The 12,935-nt window shown below is 71.8% G+C and carries 9 protein-coding genes; 1 reads left to right on the plus strand and 8 read right to left on the minus strand.

Annotated elements, in window-relative coordinates:
• Positions 1-35: 35 nt before the first annotated feature.
• From ACGFW6_RS41875 to ACGFW6_RS41905, 7 genes are all read right to left on the minus strand, one after another.
• Positions 36-1,187: a uroporphyrinogen-III synthase gene (locus ACGFW6_RS41875; RefSeq protein WP_393522073.1), complete on the minus strand. Its 1,152-nt coding sequence runs from the start codon at positions 1,185-1,187 to the stop codon at positions 36-38.
• Positions 1,188-1,341: 154 nt separating this feature from the next.
• Positions 1,342-2,724 (minus strand): nitrate/nitrite transporter, encoded by a 1,383-nt coding sequence (locus ACGFW6_RS41880; protein WP_393522075.1) that lies wholly within the window; start codon positions 2,722-2,724, stop codon positions 1,342-1,344.
• A 187-nt stretch (positions 2,725-2,911) separates the two neighbouring features.
• Entirely contained in the window at positions 2,912-3,862 is a 951-nt protein-coding gene (locus ACGFW6_RS41885; protein WP_393522077.1) for a hypothetical protein, read from the minus strand.
• Positions 3,863-3,983: 121 nt separating this feature from the next.
• Entirely contained in the window at positions 3,984-5,300 is a 1,317-nt protein-coding gene (locus ACGFW6_RS41890) for an acyltransferase (protein WP_393522079.1), read from the minus strand.
• A complete protein-coding gene (locus ACGFW6_RS41895; protein ID WP_393522081.1) occupies positions 5,297-7,501 on the minus strand; it encodes a glycosyltransferase in 2,205 nt (734 codons plus the stop codon). Before ACGFW6_RS41895 ends, ACGFW6_RS41890 begins: the two co-directional genes overlap by 4 nt.
• Positions 7,501-8,481: a hypothetical protein gene (locus tag ACGFW6_RS41900; protein ID WP_393522083.1), complete on the minus strand. Its 981-nt coding sequence runs from the start codon at positions 8,479-8,481 to the stop codon at positions 7,501-7,503. Before ACGFW6_RS41900 ends, ACGFW6_RS41895 begins: the two co-directional genes overlap by 1 nt.
• A gap of 502 nt (positions 8,482-8,983) precedes the next feature.
• Positions 8,984-9,955: a LysR family transcriptional regulator gene (locus ACGFW6_RS41905; RefSeq protein WP_393522085.1), complete on the minus strand. Its 972-nt coding sequence runs from the start codon at positions 9,953-9,955 to the stop codon at positions 8,984-8,986.
• Between the two features lie 82 nt (positions 9,956-10,037).
• On the opposite strand from ACGFW6_RS41905, the gene ACGFW6_RS41910 reads away from it, so the two are divergent.
• Positions 10,038-11,336: an MFS transporter gene (locus ACGFW6_RS41910; RefSeq protein WP_393522087.1), complete on the plus strand. Its 1,299-nt coding sequence runs from the start codon at positions 10,038-10,040 to the stop codon at positions 11,334-11,336.
• Between the two features lie 134 nt (positions 11,337-11,470).
• Here the strand turns inward: ACGFW6_RS41910 and ACGFW6_RS41915 are convergent, their stop codons facing one another.
• Positions 11,471-12,844, minus strand: a complete 1,374-nt coding sequence (locus ACGFW6_RS41915; protein WP_393522089.1) for a cytochrome P450 — start codon at positions 12,842-12,844, stop codon at positions 11,471-11,473.
• Positions 12,845-12,935 lie beyond the last annotated feature (91 nt).

Genomic DNA, 12,935 nt, shown 5'->3' on the forward strand with positions numbered 1-12,935 from the left:
GGGTGCCACGTCACCGCCGGCGCCCACCACTCGGCTCACGCGTCCGCGTACTTCGCATCGGCCGCCGGATCCAACGCCAGCCGATACCCCCGCTTCACCACCGTCTGGATCAACTTCGGCGCCCCGAGAGCCGTCCGCAGCCGCGCCATCGCCGTCTCCACCGCATGCTCGTCCCGCCCGGCCCCCGGCAACGCCCGCAGCAACTCGGCCCGCGCCACCACCCACCCCGGCCGCCGAGACAGCGCCCGCAGCAACGACATCCCCGCAGGCGGCACCGGCCGCAGCGCACCGTCCACCAGGACCGCGTGCCCGCGGATCTCCACCCGGTGCCCGGCGATCGGCAACGACCGGGCCCGGCCGGGCAGTTCCTGGCACAGCAACTGCACCAGCGGCCCGAGCCGGAACCGCTCGGGCTGCACGGTGTCGACACCGAGCGCCTGCAACGGCAGCGCGGTCACCGGCCCGACGCAGGCGGGCACGACATCGTGCGCGAAGGCGGCGAGCAGCTCGGGCAGCAGCCCCCGCTCCTCCGCCCGGGAGAGCAAGGACGCGGCAGCCGGCGCACTGGTGAAGGTGACGGCGTCGAGGCCACGGGAGACCGCGGCGTCCAGCAACCGGTCGACCGGCCCGATGTCCTCCGGCGGCAGCCACCGGTACACCGGCACCCCCAGCACCTCCGCTCCCCCGGCCCGCAGCGACTCCACGAACCCGGGCAGCGGCTCACCGTGCAGCTGTATGGCGATACGGCGCCCCTCGACGCCCTCCTCCAGCAGCCGGTCCAGCACCTCGGCCATGGACTCGCTGGACGGCGACCACTCCTCGGTCAGCCCGGCGGCCCGCACCGCGCCCTTGACCTTGGGCCCGCGTGCCAGCAGCTCGACGCCCCGCAGCCGCTCCAGCAGGTCCTCGCCGAGCCCCCACCCGTCGGCGGCCTCGATCCACCCCCGGAACCCGATCGCGGTCGTGGCGACCACGACGTCCGGCGTCCTCTGAATGATCTCCTTGGTGGCCGCCAGCAGTTCACTGTCGTCGGCGAGCGGCACGATCCGCAGGGCGGGGGCGTGCACGACGACGGCGCCGCGCCGCTGGAGCAAGGCCCCGAGCTCGTCGGCACGGCGCGCCGCGGTCACGCCCACGGTGAAGCCCGCGAGGGGCCCGTGTTCGGGTTGCTGCTGTTCGTCGTTCATAACTCTCGTCCCGCACTCGAGTCGTGTTGCTCGCCCCAGGTGATCACACCGTCGGTGTTCCTGATCGCGCCCATGGTGGTGACACCTGCATGCCGAGCGAGCCTGTCAACGGTGCGTGACAGGCTCGGTTCGGCTTCATGTCGGCGGTGTTACGTCACACCTCGGCGTAGCTGAGCTGCGGCTTTGCCTCGGTCGTCGATGTGGCGTGGGTCTCGGCGGCGGCCGGGCGGCGAAGGTATACGGCCCAGGTGACCAGGAAGCAGGCCCCGTAGAAGGCGAGGAAGGCGACGAAGGCGCCGGTGCCCGAGCCGACAGTGAGGAAGGACTGGCGGAAGGCGAGGTTGATGCCGAGCCCGCCGAGGGCGCCCACCGCGCCGATGAGTCCCATGGAGGCCCCGGAGAGCCGGCGGCCGTAGGCGGCGGCCTCCTCGCCCTCCAAGCCCTTCGCGAGGGCCTTGGCGTGGAAGATGCCGGGGATCATCTTGAACGTCGAGCCGTTGCCGAGCCCGCTCAGTACGAACAGGGCGATGAAGGCGGTGGTGAACAGCGGCAGCGACTTCTGCATCGAGGCCACGACGACGACCGCGGTCGCGGCGGCCATGGCGACGTAGTTCCACAGCGTGATCTTCGCGCCGCCGAACCGGTCGGCGAGGGCGCCGCCGACGGGCCGGATCAGGGAGCCGAGCAGCGGGCCGATGAAGGTGACGTAGGCGGCCTGGAGCGGCGTACGGCCGAACTGGGTCTGAAGGACGAGCCCGAAGGCGAAGGAATAGCCGATGAACGATCCGAAGGTGCCGATGTAGAGGAAGGACATGATCCAGGTGTGGGGGTCCCTCGCGGCGTCCTTGGCGGCGCCGGTGTCGTTCCTCACGGACGAGATGCTGTCCATCTTCAGCCAGGCGAGGGTGGCGGCGAGCACGATGAACGGGATGTAGATCCCGAGCAGCAGCCGCGGACCGCCCCCGGCACCGATCACCGCGAGCCCGACGAGCTGCACGACGGGCACACCGATGTTGCCGCCGCCCGCGTTGAGTCCGAGCGCCCAGCCCTTCTTCCGCAGCGGGAAGAAGGCGTTGATGTTGGTCATGCTGGAGGCGAAGTTCCCGCCGCCGACGCCGGCCAGCATCGCGCACACCAGGAAGGTGCCGAACGATGTCCCCGGCTCCATCACCACGAACGCGGCGACGGTGGGCGCGAGCAGCAGGCTCGCCGAGATGACCGTCCACATCCGGCCACCGAAGATGGCTACGGCGAAGGTGTAGGGCACCCGGACGACGGCGCCGACGAGCGTGGCCATCGAGACGATCACGAACTTGTCGGCGGGGGTGAGCCCGTACTCCGGCCCCATGAACAGCACCATCACGGACCACAGGGTCCAGATCGAGAACCCGATGTGCTCGGAGAGCACGGAGAAGAACAGGTTCCGCCGGGCGATCTTCTCCCCGGTCTCGTTCCAGAAGGTCTCGTCCTCGGGGTCCCAGTTCTCGATCCAGTGGCCTCCCCTGCTCGCGACGGGGGCTGGGCTAGGGGCTGTCATGTCGCCTCCACGGTCTTCGGGCTCGGTGGCACCACGCCTACGAGTGGCTGATCCCGAAGGTAGGGAGGACGCGTTTCCTGCCTGTGGCCCCGAGTGACCGGAAAGGAACTTTGCTCTCACCGGGTGGAGAGGTGGGATGAGAGGTTCCCTGCCCGCGCCCCCGCGCACGGACCCCTGTAGGAGTGCGTCAGTGCTGCTGCGGCGGCTGCCAGTGGGGGTTCTGCTGGGGGTACGGCGGCTGCGGGGCGCCCTGCTGGGGGTAGCCGTACGGCTGCTGCTGCGGCGGCGGGTAGTGGCCGGGGGCGGCGGGCTGCTGGGTGCCGTAGGGACCGGCCGGGGGCTGGGCGCCATAGGGGGCGGCCGGAGCGGGCTGATGACCATGGGCACCCGGAGCCGGCTGATGGCCGTACGGACCCGGGGCAGGCTGCTGATGACCGTACGGACCCGGAGCGGGCTGCTGATGGCCGTACGGACCCGAGGCGGGCTGCTGATGACCGTACGGACCGGCGGGAGTGCCGCCGAACGGATTCCCGTGCCCCGGCAGCTGCCCGCCCGGCGGCAGGTACCGCACCCGCCCGCCCTCATCGGTGACCGGCATGAAGCCGGCGGCCTGGAGCCGGGCTGCGAACTTGGCGTTCCGCTTCCGCGTGACGACGATTCCGACCCCGAGCAGAGCCATCAGCCCGGCCCACCCGAGACCGGCGAAGAGGACGGCATCGCCGTCCCCACCGGCCTGCGCGAAGGCGACGACGAACCCGAAGGTGATACCGACCGCAGCCCAGTACATCTTCTTCTCGGCGTGCTTGCCGGTGAGGTCGAAGTTGATGCGGGCCTTGAGGAGTTCGTGCGCGTCGGGCACGAGGGGCGGCACGGAGACGCCGTCACCGGCGTTCGGGTACTGCGCCCAGTTCTGCGCGGCACGGGCACGGGCCTGCGGGCTGGGGTCGGGCACGATCAGCATCACGAGCGCGTTGTTGCGGCCCCCGCTCTGCCGTACGTCCATGTACTCGTAGCCGAACTGCTGGGCGATGAAGGCGAGCTTGGCGAGCTTCTTCACGGAGGCCATCGGACTGGTGAGCTCGACGGGCTCCCCGGTCGCGATCAACCGCAGCATCTTCTGCACCTGCCGCTTACTCACCGACACCAGCTCCCCACCGGCCCCCAACCCCTCGGGGGCCACCCCGTTCACGTCCGCAACCCGCCCAGTCTTCCACGGGGTTCCACCGGCGGGAACGCCGGTCGGCCCGGCGTCGGCACCGCTACTTCGCGCGATGGCCCGCTCGGGACGAGCTCCTTCGCCTGCTCTTCGAGCCGTTCGGCCAGAGCCTCGGGCTGCGCTTCGCCGCGATGTCCTCCACCCAGCCCACGGCCACGATCGCCAGGCCGATCAAGGGCCAGACGAGGAAGAACATCCAGATCATGTAGGTCGAGTCGAGGGCCGCCGTGGCGCGTTCGTCCTGCATGAAGGGGAGTTCGTACAGCTGGTCGAGGATCGGGACGGTGGCCATGATCAGGAGGTTGTGCCAGAGGTAGATGGTGACCGCTCGGTTGTTGGAGAGGGTCACCAGCTTGTCCCACTTGGCGAGTCTGCCCGGGAGTTCCTGCCAGGACGGCGAGTACTGAAGCAGGATCACCACGAATCCGAAGGACCAGGTCGCCTGGGCCAGCGGGATGTCGTTGAGGTCCCAGCCGTCCGGACCCAGGTGGCCCGAGGCCCACCACAGGCCGAAGGCCATCACGAGGGCCGCGCAGGACACCGCTACATAGCGCGGGATCTTCGCCAGGAACCCGTCGTGGTGGGCCATGCCCAGGACCCAGCAACTGCCGTAGACGGCGAAGTCGGTGACCGCGTTGCCCGTCTCACCGGGGATCGTCACGATGCCCGTACCCACGACGGCCGTCAGACCGAGCGGGGCGAGCAGCGTCGGCCACGGCGCCCGGCGGAACGCCCACAGCAGCAGCGGCGACGCCACGACGAACCACAGGTAGGCACGCAGGTACCAGAGCACACCCGCCGCCTGCACCGCCCACGTGTCCTCCAGCAGGCCCGACTGGGAGCCGATGTGCCAGGGGAACGGCGGTGCGCCGATGGGGACGATGTAGTTGATCAGGTCGACCAGGGCCCAGGTGCCGCCGTGGTCGGGGTCCTTCACCGGGTTCCAGCCGCCCGCGAACATCATCGCGAGGACCACCGCGCTGAACACCCACAGCGGAGGCAGCAGACGCCGGACACGGCCTCTGATCACCCCCCATGCCGGGCGGTTCAGGGAACGCGCCATCAGCGAGCCTGCCAGCGCGAACATCACGCCCATGGACGGGAACAGCACCGTGAGCCAGGCCCAGCCGAAGAGGTGGTAGGCGACGACGCGGACCAGGGCTATGGAACGCAGCAGGTCCAGGTAGCGGTCCCGGCCCGGCTTCTTGGGCGCGGGAGCGGGCGCGGGCGGTTCGGCGACCGGCTCGGATTCCGGCTCCGTCACGCGTTGGTGCGGGACGCCGTACGGCGCCGCCGGCCAGGCGGGATCCGACGGTCCGGCCTGTGCGCCGGTGTCCGTCGGCTGGTATCCGTGCGTCATCCGACCGGCCTCCGATCGCCCTCACGCGTCCCCGCGGAGCGCTGCCGCGGCACGGGTCCGCCGGGTGCCTCGACCACGCCGGTGCGGCGCAGCTTCTGCCAGCGCAGGCGGCCGCCGGTGAGGGCCGTGATCCAGGACTGGAGCAGCACGACGTACATGAGCTGGCGGTAGAGGATCTGCTGGAGCGGCAGGGAGATGAGGTGGGTCATGCGTTCCTTGTCCAGGCGGAAGGCGTACGCGGCGCACACCACCTGGATGGCCAGGACGCCCAGCCAGGCGCCGATGGTCTTCTGCGTCGGCCCGAAGATCAGGCCGTAGAGGAGGAAGACGTCGATCAACGGGGCCAGCAGCGGGGCCAGGACCATGAAGAGGGAGACCAGGGGCAGTCCGACCCTGCCGAAGCGGCCCGAGGGACCCTTCTCCACCAGCGCCTTGCGGTGCTTCCAGATCGCCTGCATGGTGCCGTACGACCACCGGTAGCGCTGCGACCACAGCTGCTGGACCGACTCCGGTGCCTCGGTCCACGCCCGCGCGTTCTCGGCGTAGACGACACGCCAGCCGTCGCGGTGCATCGCCATGGTGATGTCGGTGTCCTCGGCGAGCGTGTCGTCGCTCATGCCGCCGACCCGCTCCAGCGCCGTGCGACGGAACGCGCCGACCGCGCCCGGGATGGTCGGCATGCAGCGCAGCATGTCGTACATCCGGCGGTCGAGGTTGAAGCCCATCACGTACTCGATGTGCTGCCAGGCGCCGATCAGTGAGTCGCGGTTGCCGACCTTGGCGTTGCCGGCGACGGCACCCACCTTGGGGTCGCCGAAGGGCTGCACCAGTTCCCGTACCGTCGCCGGTTCGAAGACGGTGTCGCCGTCCATCATCACGATGATGTCGTGGCGGGCGTTCGCCAGACCGCGGTTGAGGGCGGCGGGCTTGCCCGCGTTCATCTGACGCACGACGCGGACGTTCGGCAGGCCCATCGCCTCGACGATCCGGGCCGTGCCGTCGCTCGAACCGTCGTCGATGACGATCACCTCGATGGGGTGCTCGCTCGCCATCAGCGACCGGACGGTGTTCTCGATGCACTTGGCCTCGTTGTACGCGGGGACCAGCACCGACACCGGTTCGGTGACCGTCGGGCCCCAGCGGAAGCCCCGGCGTCGCACCCTGCGTGCGTGGATGCCCGAGAGCAGCAGCATCAGCAGGAACCGGCTGATGACCAGGAACCCGATCACCGCCAGGCCGACCACCAGCACAGCGGTGATGTTGTCCGACGCCGTGACCAGGAAGATCCAGGCCTTGCCCTTCCACAGGTCGAGGCCGGCGACCTTGGTGTGCGCGCTGGGGGCGCCGAGTGCCTCGGTGAGGTTGTCGAACTCGTAGCCGTCGGCCTTCATGTCGGGCAGGAAGGTGTCCAGGGCCTGGACGGTCTGGTGCCGGTCGCCGCCGGAGTCGTGCATCAGGACGATCGCGCCCTTGCCGCCCTTGGGCGTGGCGCGGCGGATGATCTCGCCGACGCCGGGCTTGCGCCAGTCCTCACTGTCGGTGTTGTTGACGACCGTGATGTAGCCGCGCTTGCCGATGTACTCGGTCACCGGCCAGGACTTGTTGTCCATGGCGTCGGCGAAGGAGGAGTACGGCGGGCGGAACAGGGAGGTGCGGATACCGGCCGCGCCGCTGAGCGCCAGCTGGTTCTGGGACAGCTCCCAGTCGATGCGCTTCTTCGACTGGAAGGACAGGTCGGGGTGGTTGAAGGTGTGCAGACCGACCTCGTGGCCCTCCTCGACCATGCGCCGGACCAGGTCCGGGTAGCGCGAGGCCATGGTCCCGGTGACGAAGAAGACCGCGTGCGCGTCGTGCTTCTTGAGCACGTCCAGCACCTTGGGGGTCCACTCCGGGTCCGGGCCGTCGTCGAAGGTGAGGACGAGCCGGTGGTCCGGGAGGCTGAGGCTCTCGGTGCGGCCGCTGCGGGTGTCGATGACCGGACCGCCGCCGAGGATCTTCTCCGGCACCTGGTCGGAGGAGGCGGGCGGACGGACGCGATGGTCGGCCAGGATCTCGCTGTGCACGTACCCCCGCAGCATCAGCATCGCCATCAGCGCGACGAGGACGAGCGAGGGGAGCAGCAGGCGCATGGGCACACGGCGGCGCCGGGAGCCGTCGGGGGCTCCGGTCGGGGGCCCGTGACGGCGGGTGCGGGATGCCATCAGAAGGTGTTCTCCGGGGACGGGTCGGCGGGCGCGGAGGCGTTGGGGCCGGGCTCCTGCGCGAGGGGAGAGGGGTCGCTCGGGCCGTTCGCGACCGTCCCGGTTGCGGGTTCGTCGGTGGTCGCGGGATCGGTCGGCTCCTCGGTGGGGCCGCCGCCGTCCGTCGGGCTCGGGTCGGGGTCGCTGGTGGTGGGCTGGGTCGGCGGGTCCGGGTCCGGGGTGGAACCGGTGCCCGGGTTGGTGGTGCTCTTCGTGGCGGTCGGCTTCGGGTCGGCGGAGGTGCCGGGGTTCTCGGCGGTGGCCGAGGCGCCGGGCGCGCTCGCGTCGGCGTCCGGGGACGCGGTCGTGTCCGTGCTCGCCGTCGGCGAAGTGCCGGGCGAGACGCTGCCGGTGGCGGAGGGCTGCGGTGCCGACTCCGCGGGCAGCGGCGGGGTGTCGACCTGGCCGGCCGGCTGCTCCTTGGGGTTCTCGACGGGCAGCCACGGCGCGTCGGAGTTGCCGGAGAGCAGGGTGGCGACGATGACCACGGCGTAGACCGCGCAGGCGAGCCCGACGGCCATGCCGATGCGGCGGAAGCGGCGGCTGCGGCGGCCCGACTCGTCGACGAACACCGGTCCGTCGGAGCTCTCGCCGCCGCGCGGGGCGTCCTTGGCCGCGCGCAGCATGTTGTCGAGGTGCAGGCCCACGCCGTCGAGTTGGACGGTGACCTCGTGCGGGTCGTGGGTCGCGCCGGGGCCGTCGGTCCGCGCGGACCGCCGCGGCCGCTGGGTCTCCTCCGGCTCGTCGGCCCACGGGTCGCGCACGGCGGGCGCGGGGCGCGTCCCACCGGCCGCCGGGGCGGCGTCGGCCCGGTGCGCGGAAGAGCGCTCCGCGGCGTCGGCCCGGTGCGCGGAGGAGCGCTCCGCGGCGTCGGCCCGGTGCGCGGAGGAGCGCTCGAAGGCGGACCAGCCGTCCGCGCGGCCGGAGTCGGGCCGGGCCACGTCCGTCCCGTCGCCGCCGGATATGCGTGTGTCCGCCGTACCGACCGGCGGTAGCACCGCGGTCCGGTCGGCGTCGGTCGCGGGCGCGCCGGGGCCGCCTCGCAGGACCTGTGTCTCATCGGCGTCCGAGTAGGCACGCCCGCCACCGTGGAGTATCTCCGTCTCCCTTGCTTCGGATCGGGAGCGATGGCTGCGACCGGACGATCCGGCCACGGCTGTCTCGCCGGTAGCCGGAAAGGCCTGGGTGTCACCCCTCGTACCCCCCACGGAAGAACCGCCGCCGGAACCAGACCCCGATGCGACATCGGGCCACTCCGGTTGGGCGTCTTCTCGCCACTTCTTCACGCGCACGCACATCCCCCCACGGGACCGTTCTGGGCGCGCGTACGACACTGAGCACACGCCGCCGTACCGAGCCCCCACCCGGCCGAGCGCCCCCCTTTACCACAACGTGCTCAGGCCACGAATGTAGCGCACGCGGAGGTTTTGTGGTTCCAGCGTGTCAATTGTGCACTCTCATACTGGCCGAATCCATGGCCGGAATCCATCCATCGGCGGGTCTGCGGAGCCATCCCTCCTCCGCCGAGACCTCGGCCGCCGCCCGTCGAAGAGCGTCGAACGCGGGGTGCACCAGCCCCTTCCGCCACACCAGGGACACCGGTGACAGCGGCACGGGATCGATCAGCGGGCGCCGCACGGTCGACGGCATGGCCGGAAAGTCCACCACGGCGAGGATCGGGTTCCGGGTCTTGGCCATGATCCGCTGGAACTCCTCGTCACCGACCGCGAGCGGCGCGGGGGCGGCCAACTCGATGCCGCGCCCCTCGAACAGCCGGCGCGCGAGGTCTGTCCACTCCGGTGTACGGGGATTCCCGGCGCCCGCGTACACGGTCTCGCCGGCCAGCGCGGACAGCGGCACCAGCGGGTTTTCGGCCAGCGGGTGGTCCTCGGGCAGCAGGATCGCCATCGGCTCGAAACGTACGGGTTGGTGGTCCAGGCCCGCCCGCAGCGCCGGGTCCAGTCCGGCGAACCGTCCGAACGAGCAGTCCAGCCGGCCCGCCACCATCTCGGCGGCGGCGCCCGTCAGACCGCTCTCGTAGCGGGCCATGAGCTCCAGCTCGGGGGCGAGCGCACGGGCCCGGTGCAGCACCCGGCGGGCGGTGACCAGGCCGGGCGAGTTCAGGTCCACCAGCAGGGGGCGGGCCTGCCCGAAGGCCGCGAGCAGATCGTCCTGTGCCTGGAGGGCGCGGCGCGCGTACGGCACCAGGCGCTCGCCGTCGCCGGTCAGCGTGACCTGCCGGGTCGTCCGCACGAACAGCTCGGCGCCCAACTCCCGCTCCAGCCGCCGCACATCCCGGCTGAGCGCCTGCTGGGCGACGTACAGGCGGGCCGCGGCGCGGGTGAAGTGCAGCTCCTCGGCCACGGCGAGGAAGGCGCGCAGCAGGCGCGGGTCGAGGTGAGCGGCGGCGGGCATGCGCCGAACTTACAACGCAGATGCGTGAATCCGCATCGAACAGGTGTTGGACCCTTGATCGGCTCCCGGCGACGGTGGACCTATGCCGCACCAGCCCGCCCGAGGAACCCGCCTGTTCACCGTCACCGCCGACACCCTGGTCGCCGTCGACTTCGGCCCCCGCACGAAGCGCCGCCCGCCCGGCCCGTACGGCCGGCTCTTCGCCCGGCCCGGCACCCGTGCCTTCACCCTCGCCAACCTGCTCGCCCGGCTCCCCATGGGCATGTTCAGCGTGAGCGCGGTCGTGATGATCGCCGGGACGAGGGGGTCGTACGCCCTCGCCGGCGCCGTCACCGCGACCGGCCTCGCCGCGACCGCGCTGGTCGCGCCCTGGATCGCGCGGCTCGTCGACCGGTACGGCCAGGCCCGGGTGGCCGTCCCCGCCACGCTGGTCGCGGCGCTGGGGAGCCTCGCACTCCTGCTGTGCGTGCGCTACGGCGCACCGGCCTGGACCCTCTTCGCCGCGTACGCCGCCACCGCGACCACTCCCAACACCGGCGGCATGTCCCGGGCCCGCTGGTCCCATCTGCTGAAGGGCGACCCCGACTCCCTGCACACCGCGAACTCCTTCGAGCAGTCCGCCGACGAGCTGTGCTTCATGCTCGGGCCGGTACTCGCGGCCCTTCTGTGCGGGACGTTCTTCCCGGAGGCGGGGACGCTGGTGGGCGTGGTGCTCCTCGTGACGGGCGTCCTGGCCTTCGCGGCCCAGCGGTCGACCGAACCGCCGCCGCCGGGCCGTACGGCAGCCGGGGCACCCGCGCCATCACCGTCGCCCCTGCGCTCCCCCGGCATGCCCCCGCTCCTCGCCGTCTGTCTCGCCCTGGGGGCCGTGTTCGGGTCGATGGAGGTCGTCACCATCGCCTTCGCCGACGTACAGGGTCACCGCACGGCGGCGGGTGTCGTGCTCGCGCTCCAGGCGGCCGGGTCCTGTGCGGCGGGGCTGCTGTACGGCAGGCTGCGGTTCGCCGGTCCCGCCGAGGACCGGTACCCGTGGTGCGTGGCCGCGATGACCGCGCTGCTGGTCCTCCCGCTGCTCGCCGCGTCCCTCACCGGTTCGCTCCTGTTGCTGTCCGCCGCCCTGCTGATCGCCGGGATGGCCACGGCACCGACCATGATCACCAACATGACGCTGGTCCAGCGCCGCACTCCGGACGACCGCCTCAACGAGGGCATGACCCTCGCGGTGACCGCCCTGCTCGGCGGCATCGCGTGCGGCAGCGCGGCCGGCGGCTGGGTGGTGGAGCACCTCGCACCGACGGCCGGCTACGGCGTACCGGTCACGGCGGCGGCCCTGGCCCTGCTCGTCGCCCTGACGAGGCCGGGCGTCGGACCGGCCACGTGAACCCTGCCCCTGCCCCTGCCCCTGCCCCTGCCTCTGCCGGGCGTCGGGCGTCGGACCGGCCACGTGAACCCTGCCCCTGCCTCTGCCGGGGGTCGGGCGTCGGACCGGCCACGTGGGCCATGCCCGTGCCGGGGTCAGGACCGTGCCGTGACCCGCACCCGCGCGGGGCCCTTGGCCATCAGCGTGATGCCCGCTCCCAGCGGCACCTCGCCCTCCTCCCCGTCGGCGAACTCGAACTCCCGCAGCAGCACGGCCAGTCCCAGCACCGACTCCAGCATCGACAGATGCTGACCGATGCAGGCCCGCGGACCGCCGCCGAAGGGGAACCAGGCATAGCGAGGACGTCCCGCCTCGGCCGCGGGCGTGAAGCGGGCCGGGTCGAAGCGCTCGGGGTCCGGCCAGTAGTCGGGGTGGCGGTGGGTGACCCAGGGGCTGACCAGGATGTCCGCGCCGGCGGGTATCCGTATGCCGTCGATCTCCGCGGCGGCGACCGAGCGGCGGCCGATCACGGGCGCGGACGGATAGAGCCGCATGGCCTCCTTCAGCACCATGGTCAGATACGGCAGCTCCTCCATGTCCGCGGCCGTCGGCGGCCGTCCGCCGGGGCCGCCGAGCACCCGGTCCACCTCCTCGCGGACCCGCCCCTGCTCCTGCGGGTGCCGGGCGAGGAGGTGCAGGCCGAAGGCGAGCGCGGTGGCGGTGGTCTCGTGACCGGCGAGAAGGAAGATCAGTACCTGTTCGCGCAGCTCGCGGGCGTCCAGGCTGCCGTCCTCGGCGTTCTCGGCGTGCACGAGGAGGGTGACCAGGTCGTCGTCCCCCTCCCGCTCCCGGCGGCCGGCGATGATCCCGTCGCAGAGCCCGAAGAGCTCCGACTGCAGCCGTACGGCACGGCGGTTGGCGGGGGTGGGCCAGGTGCGGGGCGCCTTGAACGGGGAGAATCCGCGCTTGAGGGAGTACTCCTGGAGCGGCGGCAGGGTGCGCTCGATCGTCTCGAAGGCCTGCTTCACCTCCGTGCCGAACAGGATCCGTCCCACGACGTGCAGGGCGAAACGGTGCATCTCACCGACGAGTTCGACCCTCCCGCCGGGTGCCGCGCGCCAGACGTCGGCCAGCGCGGCGGCCTCCTCGGCGACCTGCTGCCCGTAGCCGTTGACGCGGCGCCGGGTGAACAGCGGCTGCACCAGCCGTCGTTGGCGGAGGTAGACGTCGTCCTGGCTGGTGAGCAGGCCGTTGCCGACCGACCGGCGCAGTTCCTCGTAGAAGACGTTGTCCTTGCGGAAGTTGGCCGCCTGCGTCCCCAGCACCTGCTGGGCTCCCTCGGCCGAGAACACCGCGTAGAGGTCGGAGCGCAGTCCGGGCGGGCCGGCCCGGAAGCGCACCACGTCGCCGTGGTCGCGGCGGGCCCGCAGATAGGCGGTGAGGGGGTCGTTCAAGGGGTCGCTCATCGAGCCGAGCAGGGGACTCCCCGTCACGATCGGCGCCTGGGCGGCCGTCGTCGTCATCGTCATGCCTCCCCCCTTCCCGTGTCGTCCCCTCGGTTCACCCCCGGGTCGTACATACTTTCGCCCGCGCAAGCACGCCCGGGGGGACCGCTCTTCA

Origin of the sequence: Streptomyces sp. Y7, from assembly GCF_043195415.1 — a bacterium.
Taxonomy (GTDB): Bacteria; Actinomycetota; Actinomycetes; order Streptomycetales; family Streptomycetaceae; genus Streptomyces.